Annotated in this window: 18 protein-coding genes and 1 pseudogene; 14 read left to right on the top strand and 5 right to left on the bottom strand. The window is 46.7% G+C overall.

The features are described from left to right. Nucleotides 1-31: 31 nt before the first annotated feature. From AC6CIF_RS14920 to AC6CIF_RS14910, 3 genes are read right to left on the bottom strand one after another with little or no spacing between them, the layout of a single operon-like run. Nucleotides 32-1,000, bottom strand: a complete 969-nt coding sequence (locus AC6CIF_RS14920; protein WP_498200336.1) for an ABC transporter ATP-binding protein — start codon at nt 998-1,000, stop codon at nt 32-34. A gap of 22 nt (nt 1,001-1,022) precedes the next feature. Continuing rightward, a complete protein-coding gene (locus AC6CIF_RS14915; RefSeq protein WP_133387183.1) occupies nt 1,023-1,823 on the bottom strand; it encodes an ABC transporter permease in 801 nt (266 codons plus the stop codon). Then, nucleotides 1,820-2,596, bottom strand: a complete 777-nt coding sequence (locus AC6CIF_RS14910; protein ID WP_036606839.1) for an ABC transporter permease — start codon at nt 2,594-2,596, stop codon at nt 1,820-1,822. Before AC6CIF_RS14910 ends, AC6CIF_RS14915 begins: the two co-directional genes overlap by 4 nt. Nucleotides 2,597-2,901: 305 nt before the next feature. Between AC6CIF_RS14910 and AC6CIF_RS14905 the strand changes: the two genes are divergently transcribed. From AC6CIF_RS14905 to AC6CIF_RS14860, 10 genes are all read left to right on the top strand, one after another. Further along, a complete protein-coding gene (locus AC6CIF_RS14905) occupies nt 2,902-3,753 on the top strand; it encodes a DegV family protein (RefSeq protein WP_498200228.1) in 852 nt (283 codons plus the stop codon). Between the two features lie 152 nt (nt 3,754-3,905). Continuing rightward, entirely contained in the window at nt 3,906-4,622 is a 717-nt protein-coding gene (locus tag AC6CIF_RS14900; RefSeq protein ID WP_498200226.1) for a response regulator transcription factor, read from the top strand. Then, nucleotides 4,619-5,551: a sensor histidine kinase gene (locus AC6CIF_RS14895; RefSeq protein WP_498200224.1), complete on the top strand. Its 933-nt coding sequence runs from the start codon at nt 4,619-4,621 to the stop codon at nt 5,549-5,551. Before AC6CIF_RS14900 ends, AC6CIF_RS14895 begins: the two co-directional genes overlap by 4 nt. A 127-nt stretch (nt 5,552-5,678) precedes the next feature. Then, the gene (locus AC6CIF_RS14890; RefSeq protein ID WP_498200222.1) at nt 5,679-6,602 is read left to right on the top strand and encodes an ABC transporter ATP-binding protein; all 924 of its coding nucleotides are present in this window, start codon (nt 5,679-5,681) and stop codon (nt 6,600-6,602) included. Continuing rightward, the gene (locus AC6CIF_RS14885) at nt 6,595-7,293 is read left to right on the top strand and encodes an ABC transporter permease (RefSeq protein ID WP_498200220.1); all 699 of its coding nucleotides are present in this window, start codon (nt 6,595-6,597) and stop codon (nt 7,291-7,293) included. The genes AC6CIF_RS14890 and AC6CIF_RS14885 overlap by 8 nt, the downstream gene beginning before the upstream one ends. A gap of 105 nt (nt 7,294-7,398) precedes the next feature. Then, nucleotides 7,399-8,211, top strand: coding sequence for a bifunctional hydroxymethylpyrimidine kinase/phosphomethylpyrimidine kinase (thiD, locus tag AC6CIF_RS14880; protein ID WP_017692191.1), 813 nt, complete (start codon nt 7,399-7,401; stop codon nt 8,209-8,211). Nucleotides 8,212-8,462: 251 nt separating this feature from the next. Continuing rightward, nucleotides 8,463-9,143 carry a response regulator transcription factor gene (locus tag AC6CIF_RS14875; RefSeq protein WP_076212829.1) on the top strand — a complete coding sequence of 227 codons (681 nt, stop codon included), beginning with the start codon at nt 8,463-8,465 and terminating at the stop codon, nt 9,141-9,143. Beyond that, nucleotides 9,140-10,888, top strand: a complete 1,749-nt coding sequence (locus AC6CIF_RS14870; protein WP_076212826.1) for a sensor histidine kinase — start codon at nt 9,140-9,142, stop codon at nt 10,886-10,888. Before AC6CIF_RS14875 ends, AC6CIF_RS14870 begins: the two co-directional genes overlap by 4 nt. 21 nt (nt 10,889-10,909) lie before the next feature. Then, nucleotides 10,910-11,455 carry a CDP-diacylglycerol--serine O-phosphatidyltransferase gene (gene pssA, locus AC6CIF_RS14865; RefSeq protein WP_237178207.1) on the top strand — a complete coding sequence of 182 codons (546 nt, stop codon included), beginning with the start codon at nt 10,910-10,912 and terminating at the stop codon, nt 11,453-11,455. A 13-nt stretch (nt 11,456-11,468) separates the two neighbouring features. Next, nucleotides 11,469-11,954: a DedA family protein gene (locus AC6CIF_RS14860; protein ID WP_076212821.1), complete on the top strand. Its 486-nt coding sequence runs from the start codon at nt 11,469-11,471 to the stop codon at nt 11,952-11,954. 196 nt (nt 11,955-12,150) lie between these two features. Here AC6CIF_RS14860 and AC6CIF_RS14855 read toward each other — a convergent pair. Together AC6CIF_RS14855 and AC6CIF_RS14850 are read right to left on the bottom strand one after the other, a co-directional pair. Next, nucleotides 12,151-12,501: pseudogene (locus AC6CIF_RS14855) on the bottom strand (transcriptional regulator); the annotation flags it as partial. A gap of 212 nt (nt 12,502-12,713) precedes the next feature. Then, nucleotides 12,714-13,904, bottom strand: a complete 1,191-nt coding sequence (locus AC6CIF_RS14850; RefSeq protein ID WP_076212818.1) for a cation:proton antiporter — start codon at nt 13,902-13,904, stop codon at nt 12,714-12,716. A gap of 377 nt (nt 13,905-14,281) precedes the next feature. Between AC6CIF_RS14850 and AC6CIF_RS14845 the strand changes: the two genes are divergently transcribed. The 4 genes from AC6CIF_RS14845 to AC6CIF_RS14830 all read left to right on the top strand — a co-directional run bounded on the left by AC6CIF_RS14845 (nt 14,282) and on the right by AC6CIF_RS14830 (nt 17,105). Next, on the top strand, nt 14,282-14,854 hold the full coding sequence (locus tag AC6CIF_RS14845; protein ID WP_017692198.1) for a DUF420 domain-containing protein: 573 nt from the start codon (nt 14,282-14,284) through the stop codon (nt 14,852-14,854). Between the two features lie 73 nt (nt 14,855-14,927). Then, the gene (gene gpmA, locus AC6CIF_RS14840) at nt 14,928-15,671 is read left to right on the top strand and encodes a 2,3-diphosphoglycerate-dependent phosphoglycerate mutase (RefSeq protein ID WP_498200215.1); all 744 of its coding nucleotides are present in this window, start codon (nt 14,928-14,930) and stop codon (nt 15,669-15,671) included. Between the two features lie 173 nt (nt 15,672-15,844). Next, the gene (locus AC6CIF_RS14835) at nt 15,845-16,018 is read left to right on the top strand and encodes a hypothetical protein (RefSeq protein WP_179088546.1); all 174 of its coding nucleotides are present in this window, start codon (nt 15,845-15,847) and stop codon (nt 16,016-16,018) included. A 178-nt stretch (nt 16,019-16,196) separates the two neighbouring features. Further along, on the top strand, nt 16,197-17,105 hold the full coding sequence (locus tag AC6CIF_RS14830; protein WP_498200214.1) for an aldo/keto reductase: 909 nt from the start codon (nt 16,197-16,199) through the stop codon (nt 17,103-17,105). Nucleotides 17,106-17,146 lie beyond the last annotated feature (41 nt).

The following is a 17,146-nucleotide window of genomic DNA, read 5'->3' as shown; positions in this document are numbered from 1 at the left end:
CTTCATCTTATTTCCTCACAAAATGGGCCGACTAATACACCCGATGAATGATATCTTCAAAATCGGGTTCTTTCATCTCTACATCTTTAATCTCACCCCAGTGCTCCAACTGTTTCAGAATGTCCATTGTGCTCCATTCCTTTCGGTTCACTTCGACGGTGACAATCTGTCCTTCCACTCCAGTAATATGTATCGCGGACGACACAACATCCGGGATATGAAACGCTCCCCGGAACGTTACCCGAATCAGCGTAGGTAGTCCGATGGTTTCGCGAAGAGACGAGATCGTGCCGTCATATGTCAGTTGACCATGGTTAATCACCATGACCCGGCTGCATAACTGCTCAATGTCGTCCATGTCATGGGTGGTCAGCAAAATCGTTTTTCCAAACGTTTCATTTAATGTACGTAGAAACTGCCGAATGTTCCGCTTTGCGTTCACATCCAGTCCAATCGTTGGTTCATCGAGAAAAAGCAGTTCGGGATCATGCAGCATGGAAGCTGCGAGATCCGCACGCATGCGTTGTCCAAGCGAGAGCTTGCGGACAGGCGTGGCCCAGAACGATTCAAGGTCCAGCAGCTCGGCGAACTGGGACAGCCGTCTCTTTTTGTCCTCGGCACGGACGCCGTACATCTCGGCCAGAATATCATATGAATCTTTCACGGGCAGATCCCACCAGAGCTGGCTGCGCTGTCCAAACACAACGCCCAGTCGACCAACGGTCCTGCGCCTGTCCTGATGCGGGTTCATACCGTCAAGCTTTACCTCACCCGAGGTTGGGTGCAGGATACCTGTCAGCATTTTGATCGTCGTAGACTTGCCAGCCCCGTTCGGACCGATGTAACCCACAAACTCCCCTGGGCCGATATCAAAACTGATATCGCGTACCGCTTCCTTGGACACATATTCACGTGAAAATAACGTACGTAAACCGGAGAAACGTCCTTCGCGAATAACAGGAGTTTTGAATTCCTTTTGCAGATGCCGTGCTGTGATCATGTTCATGATTCGTTACGCCTCCTTAGCTACCTGTACTTTGATATTTGGTCATGCCGAATTGCCAGAAACGCAGACTTGCAGCCAAACTCAGTACGGCAACCGCTGCAACAGCAACAAGAATCCACGCTCCTCCTTCACCCCGTAACAGGTAAAGTGACGGAATGTAGTTGACGAATCCCACCGGAATCACCGTTAGCAGAATGCCAGACATCCATTTGGGATATAACGTTAGCGGATACTGGGCAGCCGTTCGTGCTGCATCTTCAGTGATTGTCTGTAATTCCTCGATACGTGTGGTCCAGAATCCGAGTGTGGCGGTAGCAAGTCCGATGGAAAAGAGAATGACTGCGCCCGTCAGGATAATGAGCAGGGAGAAGGGAATGGCGATCCAGCCAATCTGTCCGCTATGCATCATGCCTGCCAATGACCAGCACAGAATGAACCCGCCTTGCAGGACTTCCCCAGCCATGATGCGGAAGTTTTGCGGCAGCAGTGCCAGCAATACGGGCATGGGACGTGTTAACAGTTGATCAAGTTCACCATTAACCAGATATTTTTCCAGATGATGCACCTCATTACCAAACGTTCGATACAGTGTTTTGGATAACGTCATGATGGCGAAGAGATAACCGATCTCATGGAGGGACCAGCCTTTAATGGCTCCGAATTTGTGCAGCACGAGAGCAACCATCAGAAACTCGGAGATTTGAATTAAAGCGGCCAGTACGGACGCCATGATGAAATTGAACTTGTATTGCATCCGGCTGCGGATGCTTGTTCGGATGAGCATTTTATATAAATTGAACCAGGAAGTCCGTTTCATCCGCCCTGCACCTCCACTTTACGACGTAACACTTGAGTGATCGCAAGACAGATCAACGTCATGAAAACACACCAAAGCAAGGTTCCCCATAACAAGGAGCCATCTTCGAAACCAAGATAGATTCGGGTAGGTACATAGAGCAGGAAAGGGTAGGGTGATATCCAGGCAAGTTGTTCAAGCCAGTTCGGTAGCCACTCCAGCGGAATGAAAAAACCAGCCAGCAGATTCATCATCGCGTGATTGCCCCAGTGAAGCCAAGAGGACTCCGTGGTCCACATCGACGTGGCACCAATGATGTAGTTCATACAGATGGATAAGTATGCGGCGCCGGCAAGACCAAGTGCGGCATAGAATAGTGTTGAAACGTCTGAGGGCCAATGCAGGGAAAAGACAATGGAGAAGAGCAGGTAGATCGGAATACTTTTGTACACGAACTGGTAGGCAATCTGCCCCCATTCGCGTGCCATCAGGTGGGTGAACAGATGAACAGGCCTCATCAGATCCAGTGCGATCTGCCCTGTCCTGACGGATAAGGGAATACCCAATCCGTTCGTGAGAAAACCCGAGATCCAGAGAGAGGATTGCGTGAACGCAATGTAACTGATCATCCCCTGTGTCCCGTATTCTCCGAGAGTATGGTCGGCCCCGATGCCGATCCAGAGGCAGGCATACATGTAACCAAACATGGCGCTTGCCAGGTTATGTACCATGTGTGCCCCGCGGTATTGCAGATTCCGGGAGTAGGCTTTGGAAGCCAGAGTGAAATAAAGCATGTGACACCTCCGATAAGTGGATTGAACGGCGTTTCCGTTCACTTCAGTCAAGGCGAAAAAGAGAGAAGGACAACAGCATACCAATTTATTCCTTCACAGGCAAGACATTTTTTTAGCTAATAATGGTATTAACAGGGGTGTTCATGATTGCGCCACAAGACAACAGTCTGTCCGTTCATTTATAATTGAGAGGTAGTATCGCAAACGTTTACAATGTGAAATATTCAAATTTTAAATAAACCGCCGGGCTTGTGCTTGACGATTGAGGATACAGAACGAACAATCCGGCAAGAGAGAAGGATGTCATGAAGAAAATTGCATGGGTCACCGATAGTACCAGTACACTGGATCCCGTTTTTGCGGAGCAAAATCATATCTACATCGTACCGCTGCGCATCGTATTTGGAGAGGAATGTTACCGGGAAACCGATGACATTACATCTGAAATGTTCTATGAGAAACTTGCGGAGTCTTCACGTGCGAGCAGTTCGCAGCCACCCATTGGCGAGTTCATTGAACTGTATGAGTCGCTCAAAGATAAGTACGATGAGATTATTACGATTCATTGCTCTACTGCACTGAGCGGAACGCTGCATACGTCCATGCAGGCTGCAGAGATTGCAGGAGTGACGGTGACCGCAATTGATTCGAAGGCAGGTGCCTATCCTCACCGTGAGATGATTATGCAAGGACTGGAATGGCAGAAGCAGGGATGTTCAGCTGCCGAGATCAAAGTAAACATTGAACAGATGATTGATAACATGTCCTTTTACCTCATACCGGCCAGTCTTCAACATCTTCACCGCAGTGGCCGGGTGTCGGGCACACAGCTGATCATCAGTCAACTGCTCAAGATCCATCTGCTGCTTCGATTTGAAGAGGGCAAAGTGGTTGTGAATGAGAAGATCCGCACGTTCAAGCGGACAAAAGAGCGCATGCTCGATATGCTCAAGCTGGATATGGAGAAAGTAAAGCATGTGTGCATTATGCATGCCAACAATCAGGAAGAAGCTGTTACAATCAAAAAACAGATTGCAGCTCTGCTGCCTAGATTAAAGACCGAAATCATGCCGTTTATCCCTGTGGTGAGTATTCATGCAGGTGCAGGAACCATTGGACTGTGCTGGATACACAGCGAGAACGGATATAGAGAATAGAAGCAACAGCATTGATCTACAGACACTCATAGACCTGGCAGGAAACACACTTGTACCAAAGTGGTGCTCCTGTCAGGTTTTTTCGTATGTCATTGCCAATTCAAACAAACTGTGAGGTAATAAAGAAAACTGTTCATGTTGGAGGGAAACATGTGTTAAGTCACCGCTTGTTGCTTGTTGAAGATGATCGATCAATTAGTGAGATGGTCGGGCCATACTTGGAAAAAGAGGGCTACGACGTCACTTATGCATATGACGGCTTAGAGGCAGAACATCAGTTCAGCCAGTCACAACCCGGGTATGATCTGGTTATTCTGGATCTGATGCTGCCCCGCAAAAGTGGGATGGATGTGCTGCAAACCATTCGGGCAGTCAGTCTGGTACCTGTGCTCATTCTGTCTGCGAAGGATGGGGAGGTGGACAAAGCATTAGGTCTGGGGTTCGGTGCAGATGATTACTTGAGCAAACCGTTCTCGTTAATCGAACTGACTGCCCGAATCAAAGCTGCGATTCGCCGCGCCAATTATACCACTCCGCCTGTGGCTGAAATGGCTAAAGATCAGCGTATTCACATTGGAGGACTCGTAGTTGACATAGAGACGTACGAGGTGGAACGTGAAGGTACACCCGTCAAGCTGACATCCAAGGAATTTGGCATCCTGAAGCTGTTGGTTACCCATCCTGGCAAAGTGTTCACCAAGGCTCAGATCTACGCTTCCGTCTGGAACGATCATTATTATGGAGACGAAAATATCATTAACGTACATATGCGTCGTCTGCGTGAGAAACTGGAGGAAGACCCTTCGGCTCCCCAGTATATCAAGACACTCTGGGGTATCGGGTATAAGCTGGAGGCGGAGCAGGGATGACACTGATTTTTGCCAGTACAACAGCTATTTTGGCCATTGCCGTCATTGGATTGTGGATGAGATTGCAGAAACGCACCCAACACCTGTCCTATATTCATCAGAAAATATCCGCTATTCTGGATCAAGGCACCTTTGAGCGTTTACTTGTATTCAATAGTGATGACCAAGTCAGTCAGCTTTTGAAAGACATGAACCAGCTGCTGGATCATGCGCACCGTGCTAAGGCCGGTTATGCTAACCAGGAGAAGGAGATGCGTAATATGCTCTCCAACATTTCGCATGATCTGAAAACGCCACTCACCGTTGTGCTGGGTTATAGTGAGACCTTACTGCACAGCCCATCATTGACCGATCAGGAACGGAAGATGATGACGGAGAAAATACAAGATAAGGCGCAGGAAGTGCTGCGTCTGATCCATTCCTTTTTTGATCTGGCGAAGCTGGAATCCGGAGATACGGAACTGGTGCTTAGTCGAGTGAATATAAGCGAATTATGCCGGTTGAAGATGCTTTCCTTTTATGAAATGTTGACGAATCTCGGGTTGCAAGTCGAACTGGAGATACCTGATGGGGATATCTTCGTGCAAGCGAATGAAGAAGCATTGGACCGTGTGCTGGATAATCTCATTACCAATGGAATGAAATATGGAGCAGAGGGTAAGGTACTGGGGCTTTCACTGGATCATTCGATAGGTGCACCTGTGACGTTACAGATCTGGGACCAGGGAAAAGGAATTCCGGAGAGCGAGCATAGTCGTGTGTTTGAACGCATGTATACACTGGAGGATTCCCGCAATCGACTCTATCAAGGCAGCGGCCTGGGTCTGACCATTACGAAACGGCTAGTTGAGCGGATGGGTGGAAGTATTCACTTGCATAGTGTGCCACATCAACGGACTGTATTCTCGGTTACCTTAAAGGCTTGGTAGACCCTGCGTAGGCGTGTCCGGTCAGACTTAAGGTTTTTGTAAGATTTGATTAATAAAAAAGAAGACTTTTCTCTTTACAATATAGATATAGGAACCCGGACAGGGGACGTAAAGGAGAACAAGGACGATGAATTATATCGCACGAACAATAGATGTGACCAAAGTATATGAAGGGGTGGAGGTTGTATCCAACGTCAATATGAATATTAAGCAAGGTGAGATCTATGGATTCCTCGGTCCGAATGGTGCAGGTAAAACAACCATCATGAAGATGCTCACCAATCTCGTCAAACCAACCACAGGGGAGATAGAACTGTTTGGGGAGAAGCTTACGCCGACCTCCTATGAAGTGCTGAAGCGAATGGGCAGCATTATTGAATATCCTTTTTTCTACGATAGACTGTCTGCTCGCGAGAATCTGGAACTTCACTGTGAATACATGGGGTTTCACAACAAAAAGATTATCGACAATACGATGGAAACGGTAGGGCTGAAGGATACAGGCAAGAAACCGGTCAAGGACTTCTCCTTGGGCATGAAGCAGAGGCTCGGACTGGCTCGTGCACTCATAACCACACCTGAACTGCTCATTCTGGATGAACCGATCAACGGATTGGATCCTGTAGGGATCCGGGAGATGCGAGATTTGTTCAAACGCCTTAGCAATGAGTATCGCATTACCCTGTTGGTCTCCAGTCACATTCTTGGCGAGATCGAGCAGATTGCGGACACAGTTGGTGTCATTCGCGGCGGTCGTTTGGTGGAAGAAGTATCGATGGAGAGCATTCGTGGAAGTCAAAATGAGTACATTGAGTTACAGGCGGTGGATATCCGCAAAGCGACCTATGTCATTGAACACCAGCTTGGTTTGAGTAATTATAAACTGGTTGATGACCAAACGTTACGCATCTATGATCCGGGAATCATTCCATCGGAACTGAACACCAAGCTGATCCAACACGGCATTGAGATCGAATCGATATCCAAACGGGCTCATTCCCTGGAAGAACACTTCATGAAGCTTGTGAAAGGGGATGAAGACGTTGCTTAAACTCATCAGACTTGAGATGCGGAAGCACCGTTTTGCACGTAATTTTGCAGGTGCAGGTATTGCCAGTATAGCCATTCTTCTTTTCCTGATCATGATTGGATTCGTGGATGTGGGAGCAGAAGATTATGCCTATGCCGATTACGAGACCGCCTTTATGATTATCGATACGTTTGTGAGAGCGACCTTTATCATATTTGCAGGAGCTTTATTATCCAAGCTGGTGATCAGTGAGTATAGAAATAAAACGATGAACGTCATGTTCACCTATCCCATCCAGCGTCATAAAATCATTGCTGCCAAATTGATTATCGTGTTTGGTTTTACATTTGTGATGATTATGGTTACCGATCTGTTGATGGGTTCACTGCTGTTAGTTGTTAATCATTTCTACTCCTTCATTCCTGGATCATTGACGAATCAGGATAAATTGGGACTTCTGGCGAAGTACAGTATGAGTTCTTTATCGGCTGCGTGTATGGCACTCATTCCCCTATTCTTCGGTATGCGTAAGCATTCTGTTACAACTACAATGGTCTCGTCCATTTTGTTGGTTTTGATTGTCTGCTCCGGATTCAACGGGTCGGAAGTTTCCATTCATTCGCTTATTATTATCCCTCTGACCCTTGGAGCAATAGGGATATGGATTGCTTCGATGTCCATGGTTCGTCTGGAGACAAAAGATGTGAACTGAATCATTCGGAAAACCATGCTCTGTATGGCTTCAGATGCCATTGACATCCGCTCGTACAAGGGATAGGATAATGTCAACTGAGACACGAAGGAGAATGCAACTACCATGACGATTCCAAAAACATTAACAATAGCTGGTTCGGACACGAGCGGCGGTGCAGGTATTCAAGCTGATTTGAAAACTTTTCAGGAGCTGGGTGTGTATGGCATGACCGTACTGACTACGGTTGTGGCAATGGAGCCCGAAACATGGGATCACCAGGTCTTTCCTGTTGAATTAAATGTAGTTGAAGCGCAGCTTCGCACTGTTCTGGACGGTATCGGTTTCGATGCCATGAAGACAGGTATGCTCGGTTCTGTAGATATTATTGAACTGGTAGCAAAACATATTCGCCGCAGCGGTTTGCCACAGATCGTTATCGATCCGGTAATGGTCTGCAAAGGTACAGACGAAGTACTGCAACCGGAAAATACGGAAGCGATGATCGAATTCCTGTTGCCAGGTGCTGATTTGGTTACCCCTAATCTGTTCGAAGCATCCCAACTGGCGAAGAGTGGACCGATTCGCTCCAAGGAACAGATGGAAGCAGCGGCAGCAGCAATTCATGCCCATGGCTCGAAACATGTCCTGATCAAGGACAGAGGTGTCATTAGCCCGGGTAAAGCAATGGATCTACTCTATGATGGAACCAACTACGAATGGTTTGAAGCCGATGTTGTCGGCTCCGGATATACGCATGGTGCGGGCTGCACGACGTCTGCGGCGATTACCGCTGGATTGGCTCGTGGTCTTTCAGTGAAAGAGGCTGTTCGTGAAGGTAAAGCCTTTGTGACCAAAGCGATTGCCGGCGGATTCCCGCTGAACCGTTTTGTTGGTCCGACACTGCATGTGGCACACCGTCTGGAGCAACAACGCTAAGTGTTGCCAGGGAGCGTACAGTAGCCCATCAATTCTGGATAACACACTTCGATTTCATTCAAGTAGCTGTCAATGAGCAGGAGCTTGCTCGTTGATGGCTTCTTTTTTATGCGAATTTTTATAAAAATTAGTAACTTTTGGCTTATATTAATCGTATATATCATGGGAGCATTCCAAAACAATGTATGGACACATGAACGACACATGGAATAGGTATGTTAACATCAGAAATCTAAAAAGGAGAGTCGGCCATGATCAGAACAGTGCTTCTGGTGGAAGATGAAAGCCGCATTCGTGAGATTGTGGCCGATTATTTCATAAAAGAACAATGGAACGTCATAGAAGCAGAACATGGAGTACAGGCACTGGAACTGTTGGCTCTGCATGAGGTGGATCTGGTTATTCTGGATGTTTTGATGCCTGAAATGGATGGATGGACGTTATGTGGGCATATTCGATCCCAATCCACCGTACCTATTATCATGCTGACTGCACGGTCCGAGGATGACGATAAAATTCATGGATTTCAGCTGGGCGTAGACGATTACGTTACCAAGCCGTTTAGTCCACGTGTGCTGGTTGCACGTGCAGAGACATTAATGAAGCGTGTTGAAGGTGCATTTGGACGAGAGCAGGGTGTGATTCGCTTTGGTCAGGTAACCCTTGATCCATGGGCCAGACGCCTGGAGAAGGACGGAATTGAAGTGGAACTTGCACCAAAGGAATATGATCTGTTGCTTTATTTGGCACGTAATGCAGGCATTGTGTTGTCCCGGGATGCCATTTTGAATCGGATCTGGGGATTTGATTTTGAAGGGGACTCACGTGTTGTGGATACTCACATCAAGAAGTTGCGCAGCAAATTGGGTGATGAAGCCAAGTGTATCCGGACGGTGATTGGCACTGGATATCGTTTCGAGGCAGAAGCATGAGAAGAAATGGCGTAACGATGAAGCTTTTTCTGGTCATGGCAGGATGTCTGGTTCTTCTATATGGTACGACGGTTTTTGCCCAGTTGGTCTGGTTCCCCGACTTCTATCAGCATCAAAAGGTCAGCAGTATGAAGAAAAAGCTGTCCAAGTTCGAACAGCAATATTCCAATGGACATTGGAGTGATTTACAGCTAGCCAAGGAGACCGGGAAATTCATGCGTCAGAATCAGTCACATCTGGTCATTTTGACGAATACCGGAAGACTGGTTAATGACCCGTTCCACATTACGTTGCTTCAAGAAGATGGAAGTCACGTGAAGGTGTCCTTGTCCTTGTTTATCAATAGTGAGAATGCTGGCTGGATTACATCCCATCTGAAATATGGGCAAGAACTGACGGTGAAAGGTCCGGCCAGCGAGTCCATGGTCTATCCATTCAAAATCCAGGATGCCACTTCTGCCGCATGGGGAACAGAAAGCTTTCAGGAATCAATTGAACCGGTAAAGGAATGGTCAGGCGTATTGACCGAGGTTGTTCTTCCCAATCTGGCAACGTGGAGTCAGAGGCAGGGCCTGCTGGTGCAAGCACTGGATAGCCGGTTCCCTTTGTCCACCGAAGACCAACTGGCCTTGGCGAATGGCAAAATGCTCAATGAAGAATGGATGGATAGCTGGAGCGGTGTTCGCAATGTCATCACCATTGCTCCAGTGCATCGTTCCGGACCTGAGCAACAACTGATCTTCTCGCTCACCTCTCTACAGGAGATGAGGGAAGCGAATGAGGCAACACGATTGTTCTATGCGTATTTCGGCATAGGGGCATTTATATTGATTCTGTTGCTGGCGTTACTCCTGTCCCGAATTGTAACGAAGCCGCTCTTGGCCTTGAACCATGTCGCCAAGAAAATGTCTACGCTGGATTTCACGGTGAAATCACCCATCCGGCGTAATGATGAAATCGGCAGTCTGTCTAACAGCCTCAATGCCTTGTCGGGAACTTTGGGTCAGACACTGGAAGAACTGAGGCAGGCCAACACGCAGATGCGTACAGATATGGAAATGAAGCAGGAGATTGAACAGCGTCAGCGCAAGTTTTTTGCCGATGCATCACATGAACTTAAGACACCAATCAGCATTATTAAGGGATATTCTGAAGGGCTGAAGGATGGCGTGAGTGAGAGCAAACGGGAGCGTTACATTGAGATCATTGCCGATGAGGCGATCAAAATGGAAACGATGGTTGAAGAAATGCTGGATCTGGTGCGACTTGAATCCTCAGCGGTTCAATTGAATACGGATGCTGTTGCACTGGCTGACATGATTGAAGATATCGCCGGCCGTCTGGGTCCGCAACTGAAGGACAAAGGATTGGATGTGGTGCTTGTATCCACAACAGAACAGACGGTTGAGGGTGACCGAAGCAAGCTGGAGCAAGTTATTTTCAATATCATGATGAATGCTATACGTCATGCGATACCACATACCGATATAACTATTGAGATTAGCAGGCGTGAAGGTTTTGTCCATATTTCCATTGAGAACAAGGGCGAGCAGATAGCTGAAGCTGAGCGGCAGTATATATGGGAGAGGTTCTATCGGGTAGAGCGCTCACGTAATCGTAAAATGGGGGGGACCGGGCTTGGTCTGGCCATTGCGAAGCAGATTCTTGATCTGCATGGGTGCAGTTATGGAGTGGAGAACACACCGGATGGAGTCCGTTTTTATATTATTTTTCCTAAAGCCTAGTACGAAAGGGAGTCAAATCTTATGAAGTCTTTACCATCGATTTTAACCTTGGGGAATCTGAGTTCAGGCATGCTGGCAGTCATTATGGCTATTCATGGTGAATTTGCCCTGGCTGTGATGATGATATGGGTAGCGATGTTCTTTGATCTGTTTGACGGGTATGCGGCTCGTAAATTGCATTGTGAGGGTGAGTTCGGCAAGTCCCTGGACTCACTTGCGGATGTAGTTTCATTCGGAACAGCACCTGTGCTGATTCTGTATCTGAATTCCATGCTTGAAGTGAGTGTGCTGGGGATGGCACTGACTGCATTGTTTCCGGTTTGTGGTGCTTTGCGTCTAGCCCGTTATAACTGTCAGAAGACAGCAAGCAGTGGTTTTGTCGGGATGCCGATTACATTTGCCGGAGGTCTGATGTCCTTTTTCGCACTCTGGAGTCCTTATTTCACACATGGTGTAGCCTATCTTGTCATTATTGTATTATCCGGTCTCATGGTGAGCCAAATCCGATTCCCGTCTCTAAAACAAGTGTTAGCCTCACATGAGAAGGATATTGTGGAACCGAAATAAGGAGCGAGTCAGTATGGAATTTGCAAAAGAATTTATTGGTCAATATGGTTATTTCGCAATATACGGACTTCTGGCTCTTGGTGTTATTGGCATGCCGATTCCGGATGAGGTGATGATGACTTTTGTCGGTTATCTCGCCTCTATCTCGGTATTGAATTACTCCGTATCCATCGCCGTCAGTTTCGGTGGCGCATTTACCGGAGGGCTGCTTAGCTACATGATTGGCAAGAAAGCGGGCAGGCCGCTGGTTGAAAAATACGGCAAGTGGGTCGGCGTTAATGCCAAACGATTCAGCAGGGTGGAGTCGTGGTTCATCAAATATGGGTATTGGTCCATCATTCTGGGTTACTTCATTCCAGGCATTCGTCATCTGATGTGCTGTTTCTCCGGGATTAGCCGCATGGCGATTGGCAGGTACGTAGTTGTATCCAGCATTGGTGCATTCGTCTGGTGTGTTGTCTTTATCTCCATTGGTTTTTATGTTGGCGTGTTAACTTAAAATGGGACAGCCTGTTGCAGTAACGGGCAAGGATGGAAGACCTCTTGAGTGTAAGGTGGTCTTTTTTTGTTTTTCTATATATGGTCGGAGACCTCATTCTAAGTAATTTAATCGACTACAAGTAACTTACCCTTGGAGCTGTAGGCTAGCCCGCAAGAAGTTTCAAGAAAATTCAAGCTCAGAGCTGTTTCTCCGAGTAATTCTCCGGCGTTAGCAGACAATGCTGCCAGCATAAATCTTTAAAATGCCGTACATCCAGATCACGGGCATGTGGCCCGTATCCTTGGATTTCAATACCTCCCTTAACGCCGTTACCTGGCATGTATGCAAGATCCAGATACCGATAGCCGTTATGAAAGTCTCGAACTTCCCATTCGGGTTGCAAATGGTTAAAGTTTTTCATCACCGGAAACCAGACTGAACGCAAAAATTCCAATGTGCCATGTTTAAGTCCATTTTCTAGTCTGGACAGCACTCTGGGGTTCGTTTCCTCCTCCAAAAGGGAGTGCATCCAAACTTCGTAAGCCTCATCAAAATCAATGCTCATCGTCTTCATCTCCTCTAAAAAATAAAATAGAACGAACGTGAACAGGGCTTCAGGTCGTCATGTAAAAATACAAAAAGCCGCTCCGACCATTTCCAACCTTCGCGTTGAAGGGGAAAATGGATCAAAGCGGCGTGTGCTTCACGACCGATATATTACATTTCTAAAGCAAGTATAGCTTTAAATACCGAATAATTTCAATACCTTTCAAACAGTTACCCACTTAAATGAGATTCTTCAATTCCTCTTTCGACTTGTTTTTCTCCTTTTTTGCGTGCAAAGGTGATTTTGAGGAGTGGTGGAGTGACCAGTGTAGTCACAATGACCATGATCACGACACTCGTGAAGTATTCCGGATCAAGTAATCCGGAAGCAAGCCCGGTTGAAGCGATAATCAGTGCAACCTCACCTCTTGAAATCATTCCTGAGCCAATGGCAAGAGACGATATACGATCAAATCCGGTAAGACGTGCACCGGCTCCCCCGCCAAGAAGTTTAGTTGCAATGGCAATGAGACTGATAACAACAATAAACCAAATTTGTGAACCCACGCCATCAAAGGTGACATTTAAGCCAATACTTACAAAGAACACTGGAACAAAAATTCCGTAGGCGATCGGTTCCAGTTTGGTTTCAACTTCATGTTTGAAGTTGGTTTGAGAGATGGCGATACCAGCGGCAAAAGCACCAATGATTCCAGCCACACCCATCCACTCTGCGAAGTAGGAAAATCCGAAACAAATGATCAGTCCCGCAGTAATGACGGTCTCCGTTACCTTCAGTGGTGCCATCCACTTCATGATGCGTGGAACAAGGAACCAGCTGGCAGCGATGATGATCACAAAGAACAACAGCTTCTTACCAATAAGCAAAGAGATCGAAGTGTCTCCTCCACCTGTACCTAACAAGCTCATCATAACGGCAAGAATGACAACGACCAGGACATCATCAACAACAGCTGCGCCAAGGATTGTTGTACCCTCACGAGAGCTGAGTTGATCCATATCTTTCAGTGTCTGAACCGAAATACTGACGGAAGTGGCACAGAATAAAAGTCCAAAGAACAGAGCATGCGTTGTCGACATACCAAAGGCTATGGCCGAGCCGTATCCTCCGATAAAAGGCAAAATAATACCGCCGACCGCTACGGCAAAGGCCGCCTTCCAGTTTTTCTTTAATTGCTCCAGATCAGTTTCCAATCCGGCAATGAACATTAACAGTAGTACCCCGATCTCGGCCATATAATGAACGAAATCACTTTGCTGAACCCAACCGAGCAGTGCAGGCCCGAGGACGACACCTACAATTAATTTTCCCAAAACGGATGGCTGACCCAATCTTACGGATAGATCACCAGCAAGTTTGGTAAAGATCAAAATAAGTGCAAGAACCAAAATAAATTCCATAGGTGTACTCCTCTCCAGTAGTGGCGTTTATAGGTTAACCAGCCCAAGGGCGATCCATTCTCAGCTTCAAAAAAGACAAAAAGACACAGAAAGGCATTAGGAAAAGTGCCGTTCTGTGCCTGAAAAAGACAAAGAGGGGCCCTTGGTGACAGGCTCCTCCAGTTTCAACGCGTATGTGATTAATTGCATTAATTATACCACAAATATGGACTTGGGTAAATGGGAGCTGGTTTGGATTTGATTGAAAATGGCCGTAAAGGGGCATTTTATCATGTAGTACTAAGTTTTTTGTTCAGAGTGTTGTCACTTAACAGTCCGGAATTGCCGAGATATAATGATATAGAACATAGAAGTTAGGATATGAGGAGGATTTTGCATTGGGCAAAAATAACAAAGGGGAGCCGAACATTCCATCCCCGACGAGTAATAAAAATTTCGCAGGTATCATTATCACGATTTCCATTCTCGCTAATGTCATTATTTTATTATTGTTCTTCGCACCGTCGATTGGTTACAAAGGTGATGTAACTTTTGATATTACGGTGTTGCCGCGGTTTAATGCCGTGTTTAACAGCTTTACCTTCATCTTCCTGCTCGCAGCGCTTATTGCTATTATCAAGCGGAATGTGAAGCTGCACAAACGATTTATTCTTGCTGCATTCTCAACAACACTGTTATTCCTTGTGACCTATCTGACGTTTCATTACCTCTCACCAGAGACGTCCAAATACGGCGGCGAGGGCATCATTCGTTCGATCTATTTCTTTATTTTGATTACCCATAGTATACTGGCAGCCCTGATTGTTCCATTGGCATTATTCACACTTGTGTGGGGTTGGACGAATCAATTGAAGAAACACCGCAAAATTGCACGTTGGACTATGCCAATCTGGCTGTACGTCAGTTCTACAGGTGTTGTAGTATATCTCATGATGGCACCATATTATTAATGTAATGAACGTTTCACTGTGCTAATTAGTTTGACTTGCGGGTAATGTTTCCATGGAAGGAGGGTTCACGTTTATGTACAGAGTTGTATTGATTCGCCATGGACAGAGCATGTGGAATGTAGAGAATCGTTTTACCGGATGGACAGATGTGGATCTGACGACGGATGGTTACGGAGAAGCTCGTAAAGCAGGGAAGATCATGAAGGAACAGGGATTTGATTTTGATTACGCCTATGCATCCGTGCTGAAACGTTCTATCCGAACTCTCGATATTGCCCTGGATGAAATGGACCTCATGTGGATTCCCATTACGAAGACTTGGAAGCTGAATGAACGCCATTATGGTGCGCTGCAAGGACTGAACAAACAGCAGACGGCTCTGAAGTATGGGGAAGACCAAGTAAAGGAATGGAGACGATCCGTGAATGTATCTCCCCCGGCACTGGACGAAACTGATGCCCGATATGTGCAGGATCTGGACAAGTACAAGCGGCTCGGATGCACCATCCCGTTTACGGAGAACCTGATGGATACCTCGAAGCGTGTACTGGAGTACTGGAATGCGGAGATTAAACCGATGGTGTCTGCTGGCAAAAGAGTGCTGATCTCTGCGCATGGTAACACGCTCCGTTCACTCGTCATGCATCTGGACCAATTGTCCGAAGCAGACGTGATGGCGCTTAATATCCCGACAGGCATTCCGCTTGTCTACGAATTGGATGAAGATCTGCATCCCATCGGACACTTTTATCTGACCGCCGATGGTTCGACCTACAAACATGAAGAAATGACCCATGTGGCAACGCCATCTGATTAAACGGGTGTGAACGTTTATGCCTCAACAGAGCAAGTGAAAGATGGCCTCTGAATTTTAATTCGAAGGTCATCTTTTTTTCTGCGATCAAGCCTGCACTTCGTTTCGTGTTTGCTCCCACAGGGTAATTGTCAAACAAGACACGATGTACATTTATCCTGAAGGAGGAGAAGCACATGTCTAAAAGAAGAGGAATTATCATGACGGCTATCGGCGCAGGTGTGACTTATCTGATGAGGAACAAACAAGCAAGAGATAAGCTGTTTAGCACTGTCTCGGGTATGATGAAAAACTCCAATTCGTCGTCCAATGGAACAAGTAAAACCAGACCACGCGTGGAAGTGAAATAGATTGCGATAGTTCGTTTATCGTTGAATTAAAATGATGATCATGAGAAACCTGGAGATGAAGTCGTTCCAGGTTTTTTTGTGCAATCAAAAGCAATCCTTTGCTTTTGAGTGTAAAGCGATTTTTGCCAGCAAGAATGATACAATGGATACTTGCAGAACGTATGGAGGGAGATGCAATATGAAGAAAAATCGTCTGGGTACATCCGAACTGATGGTGTCTGAGATTGGGCTGGGATGTATGTCACTTGGAACTGAAATGGATCATGCTATGGGCCTGATTCATGAGGCTCTGGATCATGGGGTCAATCTGCTGGATACTGCCGATCTGTACGACGCAGGGCGTAATGAGGAAATTGTAGGGCAAGCTATTAAAGGGCGTCGGGACCAAGTCATTGTGGCGACCAAAGTAGGTAATCGTCGTCTGCCGGGTAAAGAGAGCTGGTCTTGGGACCCGTCCAAAGCCTACATTAAGCAGGCTGTACATGAAAGTCTGAAGCGTCTGCAGACCGATTACATCGATTTGTATCAGCTGCATGGCGGGACCTTGGACGACCCCATCGAAGAGACGATCGAAGCGTTTGAGGAACTGAAGAAGGAAGGACTTATCCGATATTACGGAATTTCCTCCATTCGTCCCAATGTGATTCGGGAGTATGTAAAGAGGGCATCCATCGTCAGTGTGATGAACCAGTACAGCATTGCTGACCGCAGAGCGGAAGAAGGAGTGTTGCCTTTATTGGAACAAAAGGGGATCAGCGTAATTGCCCGTGGGCCCGTAGCTAGCGGTGTGCTTGCCGATTCCGGATCTGCCAAGGCAGACAAAGGTTATCTGGACTACACACCAGAGCAACTATATACCATTCGGCAAGGGCTAAGTCGTCTTGTTACAGACCAACGCAGTATGGCTCAGACGGCTATTCGCTACGCGTTATCCCATCCTGCCGTAGCAGCAGTTGTCCCTGGTGCCAGTTCAAGAGAACAGTTGCTGCACAATATTGCTGCTTCGAATTCGCCTGAACTCACCACTGCTGAAATTCAGGAAATACGAGAACTCAGTCCCGCTAATCTGTACAAGCAGCATCGTTAACTCGATCCAGCCTATTTTCAATTGTAACTATACGAGGTACA

This window comes from Paenibacillus sp. GQ49, assembly GCF_059759055.1.
The sequence above is the reverse complement of the archived record's forward strand: the minus strand, read 5'-3'. Positions and strand labels throughout refer to the sequence as shown.

What these genes read in the sequence shown, in the direction of transcription:
- AC6CIF_RS14895 (WP_498200224.1), top strand. Translation starts at nt 4,619, where the DNA reads ATGACACTGATTTTTGCCAGTACAACAGCTATTTTGGCCATTGCCGTC.
- AC6CIF_RS14915 (WP_133387183.1), bottom strand. Translation starts at nt 1,823, where the DNA reads ATGAAACGGACTTCCTGGTTCAATTTATATAAAATGCTCATCCGAACA.
- AC6CIF_RS14860 (WP_076212821.1), top strand. Translation starts at nt 11,469, where the DNA reads ATGGAATTTGCAAAAGAATTTATTGGTCAATATGGTTATTTCGCAATA.
- gpmA (WP_498200215.1), top strand. Translation starts at nt 14,928, where the DNA reads ATGTACAGAGTTGTATTGATTCGCCATGGACAGAGCATGTGGAATGTA.
- AC6CIF_RS14850 (WP_076212818.1), bottom strand. Translation starts at nt 13,904, where the DNA reads ATGGAATTTATTTTGGTTCTTGCACTTATTTTGATCTTTACCAAACTT.
- AC6CIF_RS14835 (WP_179088546.1), top strand. Translation starts at nt 15,845, where the DNA reads ATGTCTAAAAGAAGAGGAATTATCATGACGGCTATCGGCGCAGGTGTG.
- AC6CIF_RS14890 (WP_498200222.1), top strand. Translation starts at nt 5,679, where the DNA reads ATGAATTATATCGCACGAACAATAGATGTGACCAAAGTATATGAAGGG.
- AC6CIF_RS14910 (WP_036606839.1), bottom strand. Translation starts at nt 2,596, where the DNA reads ATGCTTTATTTCACTCTGGCTTCCAAAGCCTACTCCCGGAATCTGCAA.
- pssA (WP_237178207.1), top strand. Translation starts at nt 10,910, where the DNA reads ATGAAGTCTTTACCATCGATTTTAACCTTGGGGAATCTGAGTTCAGGC.
- AC6CIF_RS14830 (WP_498200214.1), top strand. Translation starts at nt 16,197, where the DNA reads ATGAAGAAAAATCGTCTGGGTACATCCGAACTGATGGTGTCTGAGATT.
- thiD (WP_017692191.1), top strand. Translation starts at nt 7,399, where the DNA reads ATGACGATTCCAAAAACATTAACAATAGCTGGTTCGGACACGAGCGGC.
- AC6CIF_RS14870 (WP_076212826.1), top strand. Translation starts at nt 9,140, where the DNA reads ATGAGAAGAAATGGCGTAACGATGAAGCTTTTTCTGGTCATGGCAGGA.
- AC6CIF_RS14905 (WP_498200228.1), top strand. Translation starts at nt 2,902, where the DNA reads ATGAAGAAAATTGCATGGGTCACCGATAGTACCAGTACACTGGATCCC.
- AC6CIF_RS14920 (WP_498200336.1), bottom strand. Translation starts at nt 1,000, where the DNA reads ATGATCACAGCACGGCATCTGCAAAAGGAATTCAAAACTCCTGTTATT.
- AC6CIF_RS14875 (WP_076212829.1), top strand. Translation starts at nt 8,463, where the DNA reads ATGATCAGAACAGTGCTTCTGGTGGAAGATGAAAGCCGCATTCGTGAG.